General features: G+C 56.4%; 22 protein-coding genes and 1 pseudogene. 5 read left to right on the top strand and 18 right to left on the bottom strand.

Annotated features, from left to right (window positions below; genetic code table 11):
- The first annotated feature begins 95 nt into the window (after positions 1 to 95).
- On the top strand, positions 96 to 326 hold the full coding sequence (locus tag CMQ96_RS16160; protein ID WP_065365704.1) for a hypothetical protein: 231 nt from the start codon (positions 96 to 98) through the stop codon (positions 324 to 326).
- A gap of 35 nt (positions 327 to 361) precedes the next feature.
- A pseudogene (locus CMQ96_RS28680) lies at positions 362 to 526 on the top strand (hypothetical protein); the annotation flags it as partial.
- Positions 527 to 534: 8 nt separating this feature from the next.
- On the opposite strand, the gene CMQ96_RS16150 reads toward CMQ96_RS28680, so the two are convergent.
- From CMQ96_RS16150 to dnaB, 6 genes are all read right to left on the bottom strand, one after another.
- Positions 535 to 888: an MmcQ/YjbR family DNA-binding protein gene (locus CMQ96_RS16150; protein ID WP_004127822.1), complete on the bottom strand. Its 354-nt coding sequence runs from the start codon at positions 886 to 888 to the stop codon at positions 535 to 537.
- Between the two features lie 2 nt (positions 889 to 890).
- Positions 891 to 1307, bottom strand: coding sequence for a secondary thiamine-phosphate synthase enzyme YjbQ (locus CMQ96_RS16145; RefSeq protein ID WP_024360189.1), 417 nt, complete (start codon positions 1305 to 1307; stop codon positions 891 to 893).
- A gap of 141 nt (positions 1308 to 1448) precedes the next feature.
- A complete protein-coding gene (gene aphA / locus CMQ96_RS16140; RefSeq protein WP_098067021.1) occupies positions 1449 to 2162 on the bottom strand; it encodes an acid phosphatase AphA in 714 nt (237 codons plus the stop codon).
- A 197-nt stretch (positions 2163 to 2359) separates the two neighbouring features.
- Positions 2360 to 3553 carry an aromatic amino acid transaminase gene (gene tyrB, locus CMQ96_RS16135; protein WP_049087465.1) on the bottom strand — a complete coding sequence of 398 codons (1194 nt, stop codon included), beginning with the start codon at positions 3551 to 3553 and terminating at the stop codon, positions 2360 to 2362.
- Positions 3554 to 3767: 214 nt separating this feature from the next.
- A complete protein-coding gene (gene alr / locus CMQ96_RS16130; RefSeq protein WP_004137549.1) occupies positions 3768 to 4847 on the bottom strand; it encodes an alanine racemase in 1080 nt (359 codons plus the stop codon).
- Positions 4848 to 4992: 145 nt separating this feature from the next.
- Positions 4993 to 6408, bottom strand: a complete 1416-nt coding sequence (gene dnaB, locus CMQ96_RS16125; protein WP_024360186.1) for a replicative DNA helicase — start codon at positions 6406 to 6408, stop codon at positions 4993 to 4995.
- Positions 6409 to 6469: 61 nt separating this feature from the next.
- On the opposite strand from dnaB, the gene CMQ96_RS16120 reads away from it, so the two are divergent.
- On the top strand, positions 6470 to 7453 hold the full coding sequence (locus CMQ96_RS16120) for a quinone oxidoreductase (protein WP_024360185.1): 984 nt from the start codon (positions 6470 to 6472) through the stop codon (positions 7451 to 7453).
- A gap of 177 nt (positions 7454 to 7630) precedes the next feature.
- On the opposite strand, the gene pspG is transcribed toward CMQ96_RS16120, so the two are convergent.
- The 3 genes from pspG to CMQ96_RS16105 form a co-directional block, all read right to left on the bottom strand.
- Positions 7631 to 7873 (bottom strand): envelope stress response protein PspG, encoded by a 243-nt coding sequence (gene pspG, locus CMQ96_RS16115; protein ID WP_004137559.1) that lies wholly within the window; start codon positions 7871 to 7873, stop codon positions 7631 to 7633.
- 140 nt (positions 7874 to 8013) lie between these two features.
- Positions 8014 to 9012, bottom strand: a complete 999-nt coding sequence (dusA, locus tag CMQ96_RS16110) for a tRNA dihydrouridine(20/20a) synthase DusA (RefSeq protein WP_098067020.1) — start codon at positions 9010 to 9012, stop codon at positions 8014 to 8016.
- 105 nt (positions 9013 to 9117) lie between these two features.
- Positions 9118 to 9606 (bottom strand): cupin domain-containing protein, encoded by a 489-nt coding sequence (locus tag CMQ96_RS16105; RefSeq protein ID WP_004127806.1) that lies wholly within the window; start codon positions 9604 to 9606, stop codon positions 9118 to 9120.
- A 192-nt stretch (positions 9607 to 9798) separates the two neighbouring features.
- Here CMQ96_RS16105 and zur point away from each other — a divergent pair, with 192 nt between their 5' ends.
- Positions 9799 to 10314, top strand: coding sequence for a zinc uptake transcriptional repressor Zur (gene zur / locus CMQ96_RS16100; protein WP_098067019.1), 516 nt, complete (start codon positions 9799 to 9801; stop codon positions 10312 to 10314).
- Between the two features lie 90 nt (positions 10315 to 10404).
- On the opposite strand, the gene CMQ96_RS16095 is transcribed toward zur, so the two are convergent.
- The 4 genes from CMQ96_RS16095 to CMQ96_RS16080 form a co-directional block, all read right to left on the bottom strand.
- Complete coding sequence (locus tag CMQ96_RS16095; RefSeq protein WP_004137568.1) at positions 10405 to 10614, bottom strand: CsbD family protein; 210 nt, start codon at positions 10612 to 10614, stop codon at positions 10405 to 10407.
- 136 nt (positions 10615 to 10750) lie between these two features.
- Positions 10751 to 12067: an MATE family efflux transporter DinF gene (gene dinF, locus CMQ96_RS16090; protein ID WP_098067018.1), complete on the bottom strand. Its 1317-nt coding sequence runs from the start codon at positions 12065 to 12067 to the stop codon at positions 10751 to 10753.
- Between the two features lie 72 nt (positions 12068 to 12139).
- Complete coding sequence (gene lexA / locus CMQ96_RS16085; RefSeq protein ID WP_004097774.1) at positions 12140 to 12748, bottom strand: transcriptional repressor LexA; 609 nt, start codon at positions 12746 to 12748, stop codon at positions 12140 to 12142.
- Between the two features lie 122 nt (positions 12749 to 12870).
- A complete protein-coding gene (locus CMQ96_RS16080) occupies positions 12871 to 13239 on the bottom strand; it encodes a diacylglycerol kinase (protein ID WP_004127797.1) in 369 nt (122 codons plus the stop codon).
- A gap of 129 nt (positions 13240 to 13368) precedes the next feature.
- On the opposite strand from CMQ96_RS16080, the gene plsB reads away from it, so the two are divergent.
- Entirely contained in the window at positions 13369 to 15792 is a 2424-nt protein-coding gene (gene plsB, locus CMQ96_RS16075) for a glycerol-3-phosphate 1-O-acyltransferase PlsB (RefSeq protein ID WP_004137573.1), read from the top strand.
- A 98-nt stretch (positions 15793 to 15890) separates the two neighbouring features.
- Here plsB and ubiA read toward each other — a convergent pair whose 3' ends face one another.
- The 5 genes from ubiA to malK all read right to left on the bottom strand — a co-directional run bounded on the left by ubiA (position 15891) and on the right by malK (position 20993).
- Positions 15891 to 16760: a 4-hydroxybenzoate octaprenyltransferase gene (gene ubiA, locus CMQ96_RS16070; RefSeq protein WP_024360182.1), complete on the bottom strand. Its 870-nt coding sequence runs from the start codon at positions 16758 to 16760 to the stop codon at positions 15891 to 15893.
- 12 nt (positions 16761 to 16772) lie between these two features.
- Positions 16773 to 17270: a chorismate lyase gene (ubiC, locus tag CMQ96_RS16065; protein ID WP_004137576.1), complete on the bottom strand. Its 498-nt coding sequence runs from the start codon at positions 17268 to 17270 to the stop codon at positions 16773 to 16775.
- Positions 17271 to 17458: 188 nt separating this feature from the next.
- Positions 17459 to 18391 carry a maltose operon protein MalM gene (gene malM / locus CMQ96_RS16060; RefSeq protein WP_098067017.1) on the bottom strand — a complete coding sequence of 311 codons (933 nt, stop codon included), beginning with the start codon at positions 18389 to 18391 and terminating at the stop codon, positions 17459 to 17461.
- A 107-nt stretch (positions 18392 to 18498) separates the two neighbouring features.
- The gene (locus CMQ96_RS16055; RefSeq protein WP_004137578.1) at positions 18499 to 19785 is read right to left on the bottom strand and encodes a maltoporin; all 1287 of its coding nucleotides are present in this window, start codon (positions 19783 to 19785) and stop codon (positions 18499 to 18501) included.
- Between the two features lie 98 nt (positions 19786 to 19883).
- Positions 19884 to 20993 carry a maltose/maltodextrin ABC transporter ATP-binding protein MalK gene (malK, locus tag CMQ96_RS16050; protein ID WP_004097762.1) on the bottom strand — a complete coding sequence of 370 codons (1110 nt, stop codon included), beginning with the start codon at positions 20991 to 20993 and terminating at the stop codon, positions 19884 to 19886.
- Positions 20994 to 21269: the final 276 nt, after the last annotated feature.

Raw genomic sequence — 21269 nt, 5'->3', positions numbered from 1 at the left:
TTTCCTCTCATTTTTTCCCGCTGATATTTTGTGATTTGCGGCCGGACGGCATCTGTTATCAGATAGCACCACAGCCATAAATTGCAGGATGCATCATGTATTTACAGCCTGGAGTTTATCGCCTGCCCCTCGCCGCGGCGCTGTTTTTGATGACCGCCTGCAGTTGGGTTGATAGCTACAGCAGCACGGCATATCAGCAGCTGCTGGTGCTGGTGCTGGAAGAACTTATCTGCAGTTCATCAGCGATGCAGCGGCCGCGCCGGTCGACCGACAATGACTCAGGCAAGAAGATCGCCAGATTCGTCAGCAAGTTAGCCTGGCGTTAAGCGATAGCGATGCGCTATGACAGAATAATCTACGCGTGCAGGAGAAAACGCGCGGCTGGTTAACCCATGACGACCTGGCTCTGCTTCTGCAAGGGCAGCGCGATATTGCCCGCATTCGCGCCAACAACGCGCATATCGCCATGCAGACGCATCTTCAGTCGACGCTGCTTCGTCTGATCGATATGGCGCTGCTGGGTTGAATATCGCTTTATGACAACAGCTTACGCTTGTTCTCAGTAAGAGAATCAAGCGCCTGCTGATATGACGCATCCACCAGATAGTAAATTTGTGAATCAGGCAAGGAGCCATCAAGAAACACCGTGCTCCAGTGGGCTTTATTGAGATGTTTGCTGGGGCGCACATCGCGATGCTGCTGCCTCAGCAACTCTGCGAGCTCGGGGCTGGTTTTTAACGAGACCGCGGGCCGGTTGTCCTCCACCTCTTTTATCATCGCAAACAGTACGTCAGCCGCTTTGATTTGCGTCGCTTTCCAGTCGCTATGTACGCTTTGTTCCGCGCCCGGCTTAGCCATGCAGTACTGCAATAAATCCGAAATTGTCATTTTTATTCCCCCATCAGCGTCGCGATGATATGGCGCGATCCGCCATGAATACGATGCTCCCCGAGCCAGATACCCTGCCAGGTCCCCAGCCTGACGCGCCCATCCCGAACGGGCAGCATCAGCGATACGCCCAACATCGACGACTTAATGTGCGAAGGCATATCATCAGGGCCTTCATAATCGTGTTCATACGGCGCGTTATCCGGTACGGCAGTAAGAAAATGCTGCTCCATATCGTAACGGACGGTCGGATCGCAGTTTTCATTAAGCGTCAGGGAAGCAGATGTATGCTGGAGCAGCAAATGCAGCAGGCCCGTTTTCACCCGTGACAGTTCACGGATTTGACCGAGAATTTCATCAGTGACCAGATGGAAGCCCCGTGATTTTGGGCCTAACGTCAGGGTTTGCTGATGCCACATAGGCGACTCCTTCTACTAATGAACCTTCCTAAGTGTGCAGCAATAAGCGAAAAGGTAAAACCTTTGGCACGCTATTTTGCACAAAAAAACGGCAGCTCGCTGGCTGCCGTTTTAGCAATTCATAATTAAGCCGTCGTCAGCTTAATATTCTGAATTCACAATCACCTCTTCTCCCTGAGCGCCCGCCATCGGCAGCGGCTTATAGGAAGAGTTGGATGCCCGCAGGACGCGGATCCCGCGTGCGCCAACCTCACGGGCGGCAGAAATATCGTTATCCGAATCGCCGTAGAAGACTTTAATGCCCTTCTCCTGCAGCCACTGCGTTTTGGTGTTCTGACCAGGCTTATCGCCGGCAAAAATAACCGGATTCATGTTCGCTGCCGGGATGAGAAAATCGTCTTGCAGGGTTTTTGATACCGTTTCGGTTTTGGTCTGGCTGCGTCCGGTGACAAAATAGATGCTATCGCCGCGCTTCACATGCATCGCAATCAGCTGGCGCGCCACCTCTTTCGGCATGCTGAATTCATCCCAGCCGTTGTTCATTTTTTCCCAGAACTGCGGATTTTTCAGGTAGTCATCGCTGCCGGGTGAATAGGTTTTCTGCCCGCGCCAGAAGCCCGGACTGGAGAACAGGACGGTATCATCAATATCAAAGCCGACCGCCATCGGTTGGCGTCCCAGCAGGCTATTTTCAACCTGAGCCACGGAAACCCAATGTATTGGCGCCTGTTCGGCGAGTTTCGCCATATTGGTGCCCGTCCACAGCGGCTGCGGTGTGGAGGCGCGAGCAACGACAGAGCTATTTAGCGTGAACAGTAAGCAGATGGCCCCAAAGGCCAGGGTGATCTTGCGCATATTTTTCCCTAAATAATCGAATCGTTATAGTTTTCAATAATGTGTACGCTTATTAATGCACCAAGACCTTACCCCCCGCTGAGGCGGATAGGAAGGTTTTTCTGCTCAGATGTCATATAAAAAGAGAATGATCACACTTCAGGGAGGGAATTACCCTCACCAAAATATTGGCGAGGGTAAAAGCGGTCAGTAAGGATTTATATTACCGCGGCAAAGGCCTGCGCCACGCGCTGTACGTTGCGTGAATTCAGCCCCGCGACGCACATGCGGCCGCTGGCAATCAGGTAGACGCCAAACTCATCGCGCAGGCGGTCGACCTGGGCCAGGCTGAACCCGGTATAGCTAAACATTCCGCGCTGCTTCAGCAGATAGTCAAAATTACCGCCCGGCACCGTCTCTTTAAGCACATTAACCAGCTCCTGACGCATGGCCAGAATACGGGTACGCATCCCTTCCACTTCCGCCAGCCATGAGGCTTTCAGCTCGCTGTCGCTCAGCACCGCAGCAACCACCTGCGCGCCAAAGTTCGGTGGGCTGGAGTAGTTGCGACGTACGGTCGCTTTTAATTGCCCCAGCACGCGAATCGCGGTTTCAGCGTCTTCACAGACGATCGACAGCCCGCCAACGCGCTCGCCGTACAGGGAGAAGATTTTTGAGAACGAGTTGCTGACCAGCATTGGCATGCCGGCGTTCGCAATGGCGCGAATAGCGTAAGCATCCTCTTCCATTCCGGCGCCAAAGCCCTGATAGGCGATATCGAGGAAAGGAATCAAATTACGCGCTTTCAGTACCTCAACCACCTGATCCCACTGGGCGTTGCTGAGATCGGCTCCCGTTGGGTTATGGCAGCACGGATGCAGCAGCACGATATCGCGCTCCGCTAGCGAATTGAGTTTTTCCAGGAACGCCGCGAAACGCACGCCATTGGTCTTCTCATCAAACCAAGGGTAAGTACTTACTTCGAATCCTGCCCCTTCAAATATAGCGATGTGGTTTTCCCACGTCGGGTCGCTCACCCATACGCGCGAGCCCGGGAAGTAGCGTTTCAGGAAATCAGCGCCCACCTTCAGGGCGCCGGAACCGCCCAGCGTTTGAATGGAGGCCACGCGATTTTGCGCCAGCACCTGATGATCGGCGCCGAACAGCAGCGGCGCGATAGCGTGACGATAGGTGTTCAGCCCTTCCATCGGTAAATAGACCGAGGCGCCGTGCGGCTGGGCATTGAGGCGCGCCTCCGCTGCGGCAACCGACTGCAGCTGCGGAATAATCCCGTCCTCGTTGTAATAAAGACCGATGCTGAGATTTACTTTGTCACTACGCGGATCGTCTTTGAAACGCTCCATCAGGGAGAGAATGGGGTCGCCAGCGTAGGCGTCAACTTTCTGAAACACGGGATGTTTCTCCAGGTTTACATGGGCTCGTCATAACACAATAAACCGGATGTGAAAGAAGGTCGAGAGGATGTTGGCGTATGGCTGGGTTTGATCGCCCATCCCGGATGGCGGCTTAAAACGCCTTATCCTGGCTACCGGCCCGCAGCCGGTAGCGAACCCGTAGCCCCGGTAAGGCGTCAGCCGCCACCGGGGGAAAGAGCGCTGGCTGAAATCAATCCACGTACTTCATTGATACCCGCGAAGTCAGGCGGGTAATAAGTTCGTAAGCACTTACTTTTGTGATTGCGGCAATACGCTCGACGGGCAGGCCTTCGCCCCACAGCACGACCGGGTCGCCCGATTTATCCTGCGCTTCGGGCCCGAGATCGACGCAAATCATATCCATCGCCACGCGTCCGACAATCGGCACTTCGCGGCCGTTGACCAGCACCGGAGTTCCGGACGGCGCGGCGCGCGGATAACCATCGCCGTAGCCCATCGCCACCACCCCTAAACGCGTATCACGCTCGCTGATCCAGGTTCCGCCGTAGCCCACCGGCTCCCCGGCTTTATGCTCGCGCACCGCGATCAGGCTCGAGGTCAGAGACATCACCGGCTGGCAGCCAAAGTCCGCGCCGGTAGAGCCACCGTCGAGCGGCGACACGCCGTAGAGAATGATCCCCGGACGCGCCCAGTCGAAATGCGACTGCGGCCACAGCAATATACCGCCGGATGCGGCGATAGAGCGCAGCCCCGGTTTCCCTTCCGTGAAGGTGGTAAAGATATCCAGCTGACGTTCGGTCGCGCCGCACTCGGGCTCATCCGCACGGGCAAAATGGCTGACCACGTTGACCGGCTGGCGGACGTTTTTACACTGGCTGAGACGCTGATAAAACGCTTCGGCCTGTTCGGGCAGAACGCCTAATCGATGCATCCCGGTATCCAGCTTCATCCATACGGTGACCGGCTCGGGTAAATCTGCCTCCTCCAGCGCCGCCAGCTGTTCCGGGCTGTGTACCGCCGTGTGCAGGCGCTGGGTGGAAATCACCGGCAGGTCGGCGGCCTCAAAGAACCCCTCCAGCAGGAGAATCGGCTGGGCGATACCGCCCGCGCGCAGGCGTAGGGCTTCTTCAAGACGGGCGACGCCAAAAGCATCGGCGTCAGGGAGCGTTCGCGCGGTCTCAAGAAGACCGTGTCCGTAGGCGTTCGCTTTCACCACCGCAACCAGTTTGCTGGCGGGCGCCAGTTCACGCAGACGTTGCAGGTTGTGTCGCAGAGCGCGGCGGTTAATGACTACAGTTGCCGCTTGCATTTGAATTCCTTAATAAAAGAATCTCCTGAATCCTTCGCGTTGCAGGAAGGCGACAAGCCTGAGAATCCCCGGGAGCTTAGTAAACTAAGTGACCGGGGTGAACAGGCGTAGTCAACGCATCTGCGGCATGAAGGATGACGGAGATTTATTCGTCGTCGTATTGTGGCCCAGCATAATTATCAAAACGCGACCACTGACCGTTAAACGTCAGGCGCACCGTCCCGATAGGGCCGTTACGCTGTTTACCAATAATAATTTCGGCGATGCCTTTTAAATCACTGTTCTCGTGATAAACCTCGTCACGGTAGATAAACATGATTAAGTCGGCGTCCTGCTCAATGGAGCCGGATTCACGCAGGTCGGAGTTCACCGGACGCTTATCCGCACGCTGTTCCAGCGAGCGGTTAAGCTGCGACAGCGCCACCACCGGCACCTGCAGCTCCTTCGCCAGCGCCTTGAGCGAGCGCGAAATTTCGGCGATTTCCAGCGTACGGTTATCGGAGAGCGACGGCACGCGCATCAGCTGCAAGTAGTCGATCATGATAAGTCCGATCCCCCCGTGCTCGCGGGCAATACGCCGCGCGCGGGAGCGCACTTCCGTCGGCGTCAGGCCGGAGGAGTCATCGATATAAATATTGCGCTTTTCCAGGAGGATCCCCATGGTGCCGGAAATACGCGCCCAGTCTTCGTCATCCAGCTGGCCGGTACGAATGCGGGTCTGGTCAACGCGCGACAGCGAGGCCAGAGAACGCATCATAATCTGCTCCGAGGGCATCTCGAGACTGAAGATGAGTACCGGCTTATCCTGCAGCATCGCCGCGTTTTCCACGAGGTTCATCGCAAAGGTCGTTTTACCCATCGACGGACGCGCAGCGACGATAATCAGGTCTGACGGCTGAAGACCGGCGGTCTTTTTATTGAGATCGTCATAGCCGGTATTGACCCCGGTGACGCCGTCATGTGGCTGCTGGAACAACTGCTCAATACGCGCCACGGTGGCGTCCAGCACCTCGGCGATATTCTTCGGCCCTTCGTCTTTATTCGCGCGGCTTTCGGCAATTTTAAACACCCGGGATTCGGCGAGGTCGAGCAGATCTTCGCTGGTGCGGCCCTGGGGGTCGAAACCGGCTTCGGCGATTTCATTCGCCACGGAGATCATTTCGCGTACGACCGCGCGTTCACGAACGATATCGGCATAGGCGCTGATATTCGCCGCGCTTGGCGTATTTTTCGATAGTTCGGCCAGATAGGCGAAGCCGCCGACGCTGTCCAGCTGACCCTGACGCTCCAGCGATTCCGCGAGCGTAATCAGGTCAATCGGGCTGCCAGACTCCTGCAGACGCGCCATTTCGGTGAAAATATGGCGATGCGGACGGGTATAAAAATCTTCCGAAACAACGCGCTCGGCAACGTCGTCCCAGCGTTCGTTATCCAGCATTAAACCGCCCAACACCGACTGTTCCGCTTCAATCGAGTGCGGCGGGACCTTCAACCCATCGAGCGGATAGTCTCGCACGCGGGGTTCAGTCTGTGGTTTGTTGAAGGGTTTATTTCCTGCCATAGTGAATGGAGTTACCGAGATAGTGAATGGGTCGAAAGATTACCACATTTATGGGGGAAGCATGGCAACACGAATTGAATTTCACCAGCACGGAGGGCCTGAAGTTCTGCAAGCGGTAGAGTTCACGCCGAAAGATCCCGCAGAGCACGAAATTCAGGTAGAGAATAAGGCCATCGGCATCAACTACATTGATACCTATATCCGCAGCGGCCTCTACCCGCCGCCATCATTGCCGAGCGGTCTGGGCACCGAAGCCGCTGGCGTGGTGAGCAAAGTTGGCAGCGGCGTGAAGCATATTAAAGCCGGCGATCGGGTGGTCTACGCGCAATCGGCGCTGGGGGCCTATAGCGCCGTGCACAACGTCCCCGCCGATAAGGCCGCTATTTTGCCGGACGCAATCTCTTTCGAGCAGGCGGCGGCCTCATTCCTGAAAGGGCTCACGGTCTATTACCTGCTGCGTAAAACCTACGAAATCAAAGCGGGCGAGCCGTTCCTGTTTCATGCGGCGGCCGGCGGCGTCGGGCTCATCGCCTGCCAGTGGGCAAAAGCGCTGGGGGCTAAACTGATCGGTACCGTCGGCAGCGCGCAAAAAGCAGAACGCGCTAAACAGGCCGGCGCCTGGCAGATCATTAACTATCGCGAAGAGAATATCGTCGAGCGCCTGAAAGAGATCACCGACGGTAAGAAAGTCCGCGTGGTGTATGATTCCGTCGGTAAAGATACCTGGGAAGCCTCACTTGACTGCCTGCAGCGTCGGGGGCTGATGGTGAGCTTCGGCAACTCTTCCGGCCCGGTGACCGGCGTCAACCTCGGGATCCTCAATCAAAAGGGTTCGCTGTACGTCACCCGCCCTTCTCTGCAGGGCTATATCACCACGCGTGAAGAGCTGACGGAAGCCAGCAACGAGCTGTTCTCGCTGATCGCCAGCGGCGTGATAAAAGTGGATGTCGCGGAGAGTCAAAAATATGCGTTAACCGACGCCAGACGCGCGCATGAGGTGCTGGAAAGCCGGGCGACGCAGGGTTCGAGCTTGCTCTTGCCGTAATGGCCGGAGCACAAAAGTTTAGGGCTTCCACATGGGAAGCCCTTACTTTTTTTGTTCGGCTGTATGTAGGGTACAGCGCGATGAATTCGTTAACGCGCTAATAGTGACAGATTTAATAAGCAAAGCCTACGCTGTTTTATGCAAAAATCTTCAGGTTGTGACATACCGCTCAATACCTTAGTAACGCCAGCGGTTATTACCGCGATAGCGGTTCGCGGCTGGCGATTTTATCGCCCGAATCACCCAAACCACGACAATGGCCAGCAGCAGCCACGGCAGCAGTTTAATCATTAACGCAAACAGACCGCCGACGAACATCAGCGCGGTCGCGACCACAATCGCGGCAATAATGCCCAGCAGCGACACGCCGGTGACCAACAGCATGACAAAAAAGCCAATTACAAATAAGAGTTCCAGCATCGTCTTTCCCCTAAAGAAATTTTATCTACCTTGCCGGATATTACAAAAATCGTGCCAAATATAACTTATTGAATAAAAACAAAAACGCCCAACACGATACGTGCAGGGCGTGGTGAATTTGACCAGGTTTTAGCGAAAAACTAACGCTTATCGGCAACCAGCTTCAGCGCCTGTTCCAGCACGTTGATATCCGCCCCGGCTTTATGCGCATTTTCGCTCAGATAGCGACGCCACTGGCGCGCGCCGGGGATCCCCTGAAACAGCCCCAGCATATGGCGTGTCACATGTCCCAAATAAGTCCCGTTGCTAAGCTCGCGTTCGATGTAGGGATACATCGCCCGGACCACGGAGACCGGATCGGCATCGACGCCGTCCACGCCGAAAATTTCCCGATCCACCGCGGCCAGAATGCCGGGATTCTGATAAGCCTCACGACCGACCATCACGCCGTCCATATGCTCAAGATGCAGCTTTGCCTCTTCCAGCGACTTAATGCCGCCGTTAATCGCCATGGTCAGATGCGGGAAATCACGTTTAAGCTGGTAGACGCGCGGATAATCCAGCGGCGGGATCTCGCGGTTTTCCTTGGGGCTCAGACCGGAAAGCCAGGCTTTGCGCGCGTGGATGATAAACATCTCGCATTCACCTTTCCCGGATACCGTTTCGATAAAATCACACAGAAACGCGTAGCTGTCCTGGTCATCAATGCCAATACGGGTTTTCACCGTGACCGGGATCGACACGACGTCGCGCATCGCTTTAATGCAGTCGGCAACCAGCTGCGCGTTCCCCATCAGGCAGGCGCCAAACATACCGTTCTGCACGCGATCGGACGGGCAGCCGACGTTCAGGTTAATTTCATCATAGCCGCGCGCCTGCGCCAGCTTCGCGCAGTGCGCCAGCGCAGCCGGATCGCTGCCGCCGAGCTGCAGGGCGACCGGATGCTCTTCTTCGCTGTAGGCCAGATAGTCGCCCTTGCCGTGAATAATCGCACCGGTGGTCACCATTTCGGTATACAACAGCGTATGGCACGACAGCTGACGCAGAAAATAACGGCAGTGTCTGTCGGTCCAGTCGAGCATCGGCGCGATGGAAAAACGGTGAGCGGCGAAAGCAGTAGGCGTTGATTCTGACATCATGGCGAATAAATAAGCATCCGGGTAAAAAGGGGGCGCTACTATAGCACAAAGATAAACCACTGACGCATAGCGTCAGCGCTCACCTTTTTTATCCCGCCATAAACGCTATATTTTCCGCGGCTTCCCGTCGTGAGGGCCAAAAAACTGCGGCGGATGGTCAACCCAGCGATCCTGACGCGTGGCGGCATAGCCGGGATTCAGCGGGTAGTAGATGCGATTGAATTTCTTATTTGCCTCACCAACGACTAACAGGCGCACCTCCTGCTCGGTGTTGTTGAGGAAGGTGTGGCAAATGCCGGTTCCGGCAGGAAAACCGACGCTATCCCCCGGCTCCAGCTTCCAGAGGTAGCCGTTAATCCACACCTCAGGATAGCCGTCCAGCACGTAGATGAACTCTTCTTCATCACTTTCCGCATGCGGGTAAGAGGTACGACGCCCGGGCGGCAGACGTTCATGGTGGATCCCCAGACGATTCAGCCGCAGGCCGCGCGCCAGCGGCGCGCCGATGGAGAAAAGCTCAGTACTGTCGGGATAGGTGGAATCATCCGCACCTTCCAGTTCACGCCAGTGTCGTATGCAATCAGGTCGTTTCATCGTTTTCTCCCGAAAATGAGATGCTTCAGGTATAGCATAAGGCGGCAAGATAGCGCGCCCCAGAAGCGTATGACCGGGGCGACCAACGCACATGTCACACGAAGTGTGACGGCTATATCCCGCCGGGTCTCGGCGTTTTACCGGTATCGTGATAAAGTAACAGTTTCAGATTCACGCGACCAGAGGACGCTCATGGATAAGACCACTTCGCAACAAATGTTAGCGCATGCTGAAAAGCTGTGCGCGCAGCGTGGCGTGCGCCTGACCCCGCAGCGCCTCGAAGTATTGCGTTTGATGAGCCTGCAGCAAGGGGCAATCAGCGCCTATGACCTGCTCGATCTCCTTCGTGAAAAAGAACCTCAGGCGAAACCGCCGACGGTATACCGGGCGCTGGAGTTTTTACTGGAGCAAGGGTTCGTACATAAGGTGGAATCCACCAATAGCTACGTGCTGTGTCACCTTTTCGATCAGCCAACCCACAGCTCGGCGATGTTTATCTGCGACCGCTGCGGCGGCGTCAAGGAAGAGTGTGCGGAAGGCGTCGAAGATATTATGCATACGCTGGCGGCAAGAATGGGGTTCGCTCTGCGCCACAACGTCATTGAGGCTCATGGCCTGTGCGCCGCCTGCGTTGAAGTGGAAGCCAGCAGTACGCCGGGCCACTGCCACCACGACCATACCATTCAGATCAAAAAGAAAGCCCGCTGAGGCGTTAGCCGCAGCGGGAAACAAGGGTAGCGGCACCTCCATGTACCGATCGTGCAGGCAATAACAGTGGGTTAAAACACGGCGTTTTCGCTACCAGCGATAGTCGTTTTTGGTTTCCCAGTCGGTCACTTCTTTCTCTGCCTGGTCTTTGGCGTAACCGTAACGTTCCTGAATTCTGCCCACCAGCTGGTCGCGTTTGCCTTCAATGACGGTCATGTCATCGTCGGTCAGCTTGCCCCATTTTTCTTTCGCTTTACCTTTGAACTGTTTCCAGTTACCGCCGATTTCGTCTTTATTCATCATGCATTCCTCATCGTTCGGTTATCGTTCGGTGAATGAACAGCCCGCTGTGTACCGGACATGACTTAACTATAGATGAGTATTCTGAGTAAGATTTATTATTCGGAATCTTTAACCATCAGATGAACTAAATGCACTATGAAAACCAGGTTCCACGCTGCCAGTGCCGCCGCCAGATAACCGCCAGAGAAGCGCCGCGCAGGGCGAGAAATACCGCCAGCGCCAGCCACAGCCCGTGGTTACCGAGCGCCGGTACGGTTAACAGCGTCAGGGCAAACCCTGCCGCCGCGACCGCCATGCTGTTGCGCATCTCCGCGCCGCGCGTCGCGCCGATAAACATACCGTCCAGCAGGTAACACCAAACGCCGATGACCGGCAGGATCATCTGCCAGACCAGATAGCGATCGGCCAACTGCTGTAGCGAAGGCAGCGAGGTCAGCAACGCGATAATTTGTTCACCGGCAAGGCCGTAAATCAGCGCAAACGCCAGCGCCACCAACCCTGACTGGCGGCAGGCCGCATGCCAGACCGCAAGCAGTTGGCTGTCGTCACGCGCGCCGTAGGCCTGCCCGGAGTGCGCCTCAACGGCATAGGCAAAGCCGTCCAGCGCATAGGCGGTAAAGGTCAGCATCGTCATGAGGACCGCATTGACCGCGACGATATCGGCGCCGAGGCGGGCGCCAAATACCGTCACCGCCCCGAAGCAGAGCTGTAGCAGCAGCGAGCGCAGCATGATGTCGCGATTCAGCGCCAGCAGACGGCGTATATCGCCGCGCCAGGCGTTTTTCAGCATCGACAGGGATACGCCGCGCAGCGCCAGTACGCGCCGCGCCATAATCAGTCCGATAAAGAAAGTGGCGTATTCTGCCATGACCGTCGCCAGCGCCGCCCCCTGCACGTTCATATGCAGGCCCATCACCAGCCATAAATCGAGCACAATGTTGAGGACGTTGCCGACCACCAGCAGAATCACCGGCGCTCTGGCGTACTGTACGCCCAGCAGCCAACCCAGCAGAACCAGATTCGCCAGCGAGGCCGGCGCGCTTAGCCAGCGAATCTCAAGGAAGCGTCGGGCCTGTTCAAGCACCGCTTCGCTACCGCCGACAATATGCAGCGCCAGGTTTATCAACGGGATCCTGAAAAGCACAATCGCCAGCCCGGCGGCCAGCGCCAGGCCCAGCGGCTGCACCAGCGCGCGCGCCAGCCGCTGCGGATCCCTGGCGCCAAACGCCTGCGCCGTCAGCCCGGTGGTGCTCATACGCAGAAAAAGGAGCAGCATAAAGAGGAAGCTGGTCGCCGTTGCGCCAACCGCCACGCCGCCCAGATAAATCGGGCTGTCGAGATGACCAATAACGGCGGTATCCACCAGCCCCAGCAGCGGAACGGTGATATTGGAGAAGATCATGGGCAGCGCTAAGCGCCACAGGGCTTTGTCGGCGGCGTTAAAAAGCATGGAGAAAGCGCCTAAATGAGGAAAAACGACGCAGCATCATGCTTCAGATGATGATGCTGCGAGATGAAGAGATTATTGCCAGTTGCCGTTGCGGATAACGCCGACGGCCAGGCCTTCAATAGTAAAGCTTTGTTCGCGAAGGTCGACCACGATCGGCGAGAATTCGCTGTTTTCCGGCAGCAATTCCACGACGTTACCCTGTTTTTTCAGACGCTTCACGGTCACTTCTTCGTCGATACGCGCCACAACCACCTGACCATTGCGCACATCCTGCGTTTTATGGACAGCCAGCAGGTCGCCATCGAGAATACCGATATCCTTCATCGACATACCGCTAACACGCAGCAGAAAATCGGCGTTCGGCTTAAACATGGCCGGGTCCACCTGGTAGTGGCCTTCAATGTGCTGCTGCGCTAGCAGCGGCTCACCTGCCGCGACGCGGCCAATAAGCGGCAGACCGGTTTCTTCTTCCGTCAGCAGACGAATACCGCGGGAGGCGCCGGAAACGATCTCGATTGCGCCTTTACGCGCCAGCGCTTTCAGATGCTCTTCCGCCGCGTTTGGGGAGCGAAACCCCAAGCGCTGAGCAATCTCCGCACGCGTCGGCGGCATGCCCGTCTGGCTGATATGATCCCGAATGAGATCAAACACCTCTTGCTGCCTGGTCGTTAACGCTTTCATTCCGCCCCCTGGGTGTATATACAGTTATGCTGTGAGTATATACAGCTAACGGTGATTTTGGAACCACATTTCACACAAAAATCAGGAGTTTCTTTCCGTTTTGCGAGCAGCTACGACAAGACTTAGCGGTAGTTCGCCCACAGCAGCGTTCCCCACGCGATCAGCGCGATGATAATCGCCAGCAGTACCGCCGCCGATCCCATATCTTTCGCTCGCCCCGAAAGCTCATGATGCTCGGGACCGATACGGTCAACCACCGCCTCAATCGCGCTATTGATAATTTCAACTATCATCACTAACAGGACCGAGCTAATGAGCAGCACCCGCGTGATGGCATCGACGTCCAACCAGCAGGCGATCGCCACGGCAATAACGGCCGCGATGCCTTCCTGACGAAATGCGGCCTCATTGACCCACGCCGCACGGAATCCTTTCCAGGAATACCCGGCCGCTTTAATAATTCGGGTTAACCCAGTGGTATTATTGGCCATCAAACAAACCTTTTTATGTAAATGACGTCAATGAGTGTACGCGTTTGCCGCGTTACAACGGAAATTTTGCGCACTTTCTGTTATTCTTGCGGCGCATTTGCATGATTAACCAGAGGCTTCACATCGTCTATGTCTGGCTGGCAACGAATTTACTATAAATTACTGAATTTACCATTAAGGGCGCTGGTAAAAAGCAAGTCGATTCCGGCGCAACCTGCGCAGGAATTAGGCCTGGATACCTCGCGTCCCATTATGTACGTCCTGCCCTACAATTCGAAGGCGGACCTGCTGACGCTGCGCGCGCAATGTCTGGAACATGAGTTACCGGACCCGCTGGAGCCGCTCGAGATCGACGGCGCCCTGCTTCCGCGCTACGTATTTATCCACGGCGGGCCGCGCGTGTTCACCTATTACACGCCGAAAGAAGAGTCTATCAAGCTCTTTCACGACTATCTGGATTTACACCGCAATCATCCCGATCTTGACGTGCAGATGGTGCCGGTTTCGGTGATGTTCGGTCGCGCGCCGGGGCGTGAAAAAGGCGAGGTTAACCCGCCGCTGCGTATGCTCAACGGCATTCAAAAATTCTTCGCCGTTCTGTGGCTGGGCCGCGATAGCTTCGTCCGTTTCTCGCCTTCGGTCTCGCTGCGCAAGATGGCGGACGAGCACGGTACCGATAAAACTATCGCTCAGAAGCTGGCCCGCGTGGCGCGCATGCACTTCGCCCGCCAGCGCCTGGCGGCGGTTGGGCCGCGCCTGCCTGCGCGCCAGGATCTGTTTAATAAACTGCTGGCGTCAAAAGCCATTGCCCGCGCGGTAGAAGACGAAGCGCGCAGCAAGAAAATTTCCCATGAGAAGGCTCAGCAAAACGCTATCGCCCTGATGGAAGAGATCGCCGCGAACTTCTCCTATGAGATGATTCGCTTGACCGACCGCGTGTTGGGCTTTACCTGGAACCGGCTGTATCAGGGTATCAACGTCCATAACGCCGAGCGTGTCCGCCAGTTGGCGCACGAAGGCCACGAGATAGTCTACGTCCCGTGCCACCGCAGCCATATGGACTATCTGCTGCTCTCTTACGTCATTTATCATCAGGGCCTGGTGCCGCCGCATATCGCTGCCGGCATCAACCTGAACTTCTGGCCCGCCGGGCCGATTTTCCGTCGCGGCGGCGCGTTCTTTATTCGCCGCACGTTCAAGGGCAATAAGCTCTACTCAACCGTATTCCGCGAATATCTTGGCGAGCTGTTTAGCCGCGGCTATTCGGTGGAGTACTTCGTTGAGGGCGGTCGTTCACGTACCGGTCGTCTGCTGGATCCGAAAACCGGCACCCTGTCGATGACCATCCAGGCGATGCTGCGCGGCGGTAACCGCCCTATCACCCTGGTGCCGATTTACATCGGCTACGAGCACGTGATGGAGGTCGGCACCTACGCCAAAGAGCTGCGCGGCGCGACGAAAGAGAAAGAGAGTCTGCCGCAGATGCTGCGCGGCTTGAGCAAGCTGCGCAATCTCGGCCAGGGCTACGTTAACTTCGGCGAACCGCTGCCGCTGATGGCCTATCTGAACCAGCACGTGCCGGACTGGCGCGAATCTATCGACCCTATCGAAGCGGTCCGTCCTTCCTGGCTGACGCCGACGGTGAATAACATCGCCTCGGATCTGATGGTACGCATCAATAATGCCGGCGCGGCAAACGCCATGAACCTGTGCTGTACCGCGCTGCTGGCATCGCGTCAGCGTTCGCTGACCCGCGAGCAGCTCACCGAGCAGCTGGAGTGCTATCTCGCCCTGCTGCGCAACGTGCCATATTCAGCGGATGCGACCACGCCTGCGGCCTCAGCCAGCGAGCTTATCGACCACGCGCTGCAGATGAACAAGTTCGAAGTCGAGAAAGATACGATTGGCGATATCATCATTCTACCGCGCGAGCAGGCCGTCCTGATGACCTATTATCGCAACAACATCGCCCATATGCTGGTGATGCCGTCGCTGTTAGCCGCCATCGTCACTCAGCATCGTCGTATTACCCGCGCCGAAATTCTGCGTCACGTCGAGATGTTCTATCCGTTCCTCAAGGCCGAGCTGTTCCTGCGTTGGGAAAAAGCGGAGCTGGCGGGCGTCGTCGATGCGCTGATCGCCGAGATGCAGCGTCAGGGTCTGATCGCCCTGAACGACGATGAGGTGAGCGTTAATCCGTCTCACGCCCGTTCTCTGCAGCTGCTGGCCGCAGGCGCGCGCGAAACGCTGCAGCGCTACGCCATCACCTTCTGGCTGCTGAGCGCCAACCCGTCAATCAACCGCAGTTCGCTGGAGAAAGAGAGCCGCACCGTGGCGCAGCGCCTGTCCGTTCTGCACGGCATCAATGCGCCGGAGTTCTTCGATAAAGCGGTGTTCAGCACGCTGGTGCTGACCCTACGCGACGAAGGCTATATCAGCGATACCGGCGACGCCGAGCCGGAAGAGACGTTGAAGATCTACCGCATGCTGGCGGATCTGATTACTTCTGATGTGCGGTTAACGATTGAAAGCGTTACCCAAGATGAAGCGTAACGTTTAACAAGATATCCCGGCCTGCGCCGGGCTACCGGACCATGCGGTTTTGTAGCCCGGCTTTGGCGTTTACGCCGCAAGCCGGGAAACCCACAGCGCTACTGCATATATCCCATCGCCAGGCCAAGAAACAGCACCAGCCCAACGTAGTTATTGTTCATAAACGCCTTAAAGCAGGCATCGCGTTCGCGTTTAAATATTAGCTTCTGCTGCCAGGCGAACAGCGCCGCGGCGATAAACAACGACCAGTAATACTCCCAGCCCAGCCCGCTCAGCCAGCCCACCGCGGCCATCAGGCCCAGTACCGCCACCTGTAAGATACCAATGATTAAGCGATCGTTGTCGCCAAACAGGATCGCCGTCGATTTGATACCGATTTTGACGTCATCATCGCGATCGACCATCGCATACTGGGTGTCGTAGGCCACCGCCCACAGGATATTGGCGAGGAACATCAGCCAGCAGCTCAGCGGCAGCGACTCGCTCACCGCCGAAAACGCCATCGGGATCGACCAGCCGAACGCCGCGCCCAGTACGACCTGCGGCAGGTGGGTGTAGCGTTTCATAAACGGATACACCCACGCCAGGGCCAGCGCCGCTATCGACAGCAGAATGGTCATGGTGTTCAGGGTCAACACCAGCAGGAATGAAAGCAGCACCAGCACAACAAACAGCGTTCGCGCCTCTTTTTCGCTCACATCGCCGCTCGGCAGCGGGCGGCGGGCCGTACGTTTGACGTGACCGTCAAACTTGCGATCGGCATAGTCGTTTACCACGCAGCCAGCGGCGCGCATCAGCCAGACGCCGGCGACGAAAACGGCGAGGATCCATAGCGGCGGTATCCCCGGCGTCGCCACCCATAGCGCCCACAGCGTCGGCCACAGCAGCAGCAGCGCGCCGATCGGTTTGTCAGTACGCATCAGGCGATGAAACGCCAGCAGCTTGTTCTGCGTCAGACTCCACTCCATTTCATTTTCCTCTCAATACAACGGCGATGCAGGCAAAAACAGTTCCGTCAGCAGCAGCGGTTTGCCGCTCAACCGGAGGCGGGAACGGCGCCCCCACAGCTCTGCATGACGACCAATTTCAATAAAATCGCGGGTTAGCGTCGATGACGTGAAGAGATAGCGGCCCAATGGCGTTTGTCCCAGCTGTTGTAGCGCCAGTTCAGGGCCGCTCAGCGTTGATTCCGGCACGATGGTGCGACCGGCCAGCCAGGGTTCACCGTTGGCGCAAAGAATGATTTCCCGCAGCCAGTAGCGGGGTTCGCTCGGTAACAGGGACTCCTCACCGGCCAGCGCCTCGCATCCAACAAAGCCTTCGTTAACCATGATGACGCTGACTTTCTTCCCCTGCTGCTCAAAGCGTTTGGTCATTGAGTCTTCCAGCAATAGCCAGTCGCGCAGATGCGCATCCAGCGGGGGTATCTCGGCAAAATAACGCAGCGCACGCAGTTGCGTAAGCGCGGAATGTGGCATGCCTGAATCTCCGGTACATAACGTAAAGGTATTGTATCGCAGAATGGAGGATGGGGGGCGGGCAAACGTCAATATACGATCATCCGCGCAACAGCCGTGCAACAGAGGCCGCCGCGCGCTAAAAAAAAGTGCGCCCGAACGGACGCACCTAAAGGCTGTGCCTAAACATCAGCATTGCGGGGAGACGGTCACCCCTTGCCTTTTACACTGCTGATAAAGGTGGAACGAGCAGATTTCGAGCCAAGACGTTCAGCTTCGTTCATCAATTTCAGGGCCTTGTCGATATCGCCTTTCGCAACCGCCTGCTTGATACCGTTGTTGAAGTAGGTTTCGGTATCGTCGAGCATCGGTTCGCTTTTCGCCGCTGGAGCCGGGGCCGGAGCGGCGACCGGCGCGCTATAGGCAGGAGCAGCGGTATTACCGACGGTAACAGGACCCGGACCTGACGAACCGAACAACGGGCCAACCAGTACGCTGGAGGCGGTAGAGGTTTTCACCTTCAGGCTAATGGTACCGTTTGTAACGTGTTTCGCGATGGGATCCGGAATATCCGGCACCGCATTGCCGGTACCTTTGGCATAAGCCTTCGCCGGATCGATTAATTTAGTGGTCTGCTGCAAATCCTGCGGCGTGGTAAAAACCAGCACATAAATTTTCTGCTGTCCCAGCGCCGGAGTCAGGCGCATTACGCCTTCCAGACGATCTGAACTCATCACTCCCGGTTCAAGATAGGTAAAGTAGCTGCTGGGGAAGAACGCGGATGGCGTCATATTTTGGTCAAGAATCAGCACGTTCGGCGCATATACCGCAGTTTGTTTTTCCACTTCGCTGGTTAACGTAATATTGAGCTCGCCAATATTCGCCGGAACGCTGTATGCGGCGACCGGGCCACTGATACCGGGGACATTGAGCGTCTGTCCGGCCACGGCGAGCCTTGTCGTCTGCGTTTTGGATTGATCGACCGGAGTCCAGGTTAGCTGCTGCAACGCAGAGGCCGGAATCGACGGCGCGGCAGAGGTGTTCTGCGGCACGAAATTAACATCAGCAAAACTGACTGCGGGTACGCAGGCCATCAGGCCGACGGACAGGCAGAGGGCAACGAGACTTTTCTTCATTTTCATTGTTATCACCTCAATTCCGATGGCCGAGCGGTAGCCAGGCAATAGCGCGCTGGGCCTAAGATAGAGGGGCTTACGCCCCTCTTTTAGTTACGAACGGTTAGATTCGATTACCACCAGATTTCCATCTGGGCACCGAAGGTCCACTCGTCGTTATCGCCACGGCTAAAGGTTTTAGCGCTGGTGTCGTTATACGCTACGCCGCTATCGTTATAGCCCCATTTCTCATCCCATTTGGCGTACGTTGCGAATACGCGGATTGCCGGACGGGACCAGATGCTGTCCCCAGCCTGCCACTGTTGTGCCAGAGTTACTTTATACTGGCTGTTACGATCGCTGGTGCGTTGAGATTTGACGTTGTCGTAGCCGATTTCCATCAGGGTGCTCATGATAGGCGTCCACTTGTACATTGGACGAACGCCGACGGTCCACCACTGGGTACCATTGTTGTTGTCGCGGTCGATATCCTGGTACATACCGACGTACATCAGATCCCAGCTATCGCCGAGAGAGATCGCACCGTGGTCCAACACGCGCCACATAGATCCATCGTTATTAATGCTGCCGCCCTGCGGAACACCTTTACCGCTGGAGGTCATAGAGTCAGTCGCATACTGCAGAACAAATTTGTTAAAGCCTTTCAGCATGCTCTGAGTATGCTCAGCGGTGAGCATCCAGCCGTCTTTGGAAGCGCCCGGCTGCAGTGAGTAATCATCAGGGATGTTTGTGTGGCCGTAGTCAACGCCCAGTTCCAGCGTGCCGCCCGGGTTAGTTTCCAGACCGGCTAAACGCACGTCGAATACATCATTCGGCACGATATTGTCATAGACGCGATTACCGAACTTGTCGCGATCGGCGAAGGTGCCGGAGCCGCCGGATTCAGAAGAACGCGTTGCTGCCAGAGAGAGTTTACCGAAGCCCAGATCGATGTTTTCAATACCCGCACCAGGACCAGAAATATCCCAGTAGTAGAAGTCGATCATATGAACGTCATGACGCTGGTAGAAGCGCTTACCGGCCCAGATGGTGGAGCCTGGCAACCATTCGATCAGGTTTTTACCCTGCACGTTAGCTTCACGGAATGCCGGACTGGTGGATTCCCAGTCGTTCTGCTGTGACACAGAGTAAGCGACGTTGGTATCGAAGTAGAAGCTCTTATCACCTTCTTTCCATACTTCCTGGCCCAGCTTCAGTTCCGCATAGGTTTCACATTCGTTACCCAGACGGTATTTACTTTGAGCGCCGGTTGCCTGGAAGCACTGTTGTTCACCGCCGCTGCCGGTCCAGCCGATACCAGAACGAGCATAGCCGTGGAAATCAACGGCCAGCGCCTGAGCAGACATAACGCCTGCCGCAACGGCGACCGCCAGTGGAAGTTTGCGCAGAGTAATCATCATTCTATCTCCTGAGATCATTGCTTTTCTTTGAACGCTTCGCCTGTTGTTGCGCCTGTTTTTCGACGCTGCAGGGTGCACGTTTTTTTTAATGGGAAGCCTTACACGCCCGGCTCTTTATGCAGCCGACGACAAGCGGTGCCATCCTCACGGAATAAATGGCAGCGCTCCGGCGGCAAACCGATGGCGAATGTGGCTCCCTCTTCTACCAGCACCACGTCATTCTGGCGGTAAACCAGGTTTTGACGGATGGATGGGATCTGGATATGAATTTGCGTTTCGTGGCCGAGCTGTTCGACCACCTGAACTTCACCTTCAAGGGTGACGTCGGCGATATCACTGGGCAGCAGATGTTCCGGGCGAATACCTAAGGACATATTGGCGCCGACCTGAACGCGGGCGCTGTCCACCGGCAGCCAGACCTGCTGACGGTTCGGCAGCTCCACCTGCACCTGCTCAATGGCGGTAGCGGTGACCTTAACCGGCAGGAAGTTCATCTTCGGCGAGCCGATAAAGCCCGCGACGAAGCGATCCGCCGGGTAGTGATAGAGTTCGAGAGGCTTGCCGACCTGCGCGACGCGACCGGCGTCGAGCACCACAATTTTGTCGGCGAGGGTCATCGCTTCGACCTGGTCGTGGGTCACGTAAATCATCGTGCGGCCAAGACGCTTATGCAGACGGGAAATCTCAATGCGCATCTGTACGCGCAGCGCGGCATCAAGGTTAGAGAGCGGTTCATCCAGCAGGAAAACGCGCGGTTCAGCCACCAGGGTACGACCAATCGCCACGCGCTGACGCTGACCGCCGGAAAGCGCTTTCGGTTTACGCTCCAGCAGGTGAGCCAGCTGCAGCACTTCCGCCACCTGGGTCACGCGCTGGTTAATCAGCTCTTTTTTGGCACCGGCCAGCTTGAGGCCAAAAGACATGTTTTCCGCGACGGAAAGATGGGGGTAAAGCGCATAAGACTGAAACACCATCCCGATACCGCGCTCGGCGGGCGGGACATCATTCATTCGGGTATCGCCAATCAGCAGATCGCCGCTGGTCACCGTTTCCAGCCCGGCAATCATACGCAGCAGGGTGGATTTGCCGCAGCCTGATGGCCCAACAAACACGACGAACTCCCCATCCTGGATCTCGAGATTGATATCTTTTGATACCACCACGTCACCCCAGGCTTTCGTTACATTTCGCAGCTGTACGCTCGCCATGCCCTTCTCCCTTCGTTACAACCTGTCACTTAACGACACATTCAAGATGGGGTGACTATGCGGCATTCATTAGTCTGGTAAATCCTCCACCCCCCGGCTTTTTCATGGGGGAGGAGACGGGAGGATGAGAGATGACGTCTCGCCGCCGGGGGGGACGGGTCGGTACCGATTTCGTGATGCAGCCTGCAAAATTGGCCGCCTTTTTATGTGCTCCAGGACTCATAACCGGCATTTCTGCTATGGAGATCACACAATCTGGGGATGGGGCGTAGACAT

This window comes from Klebsiella sp. MBT K-1 (genome assembly GCF_002556465.1).
GTDB classification, from domain to species: Bacteria; Pseudomonadota; Gammaproteobacteria; order Enterobacterales; family Enterobacteriaceae; genus Klebsiella; species Klebsiella grimontii.
The sequence above is the reverse complement of the archived record's forward strand: the minus strand, read 5'-3'. Positions and strand labels throughout refer to the sequence as shown.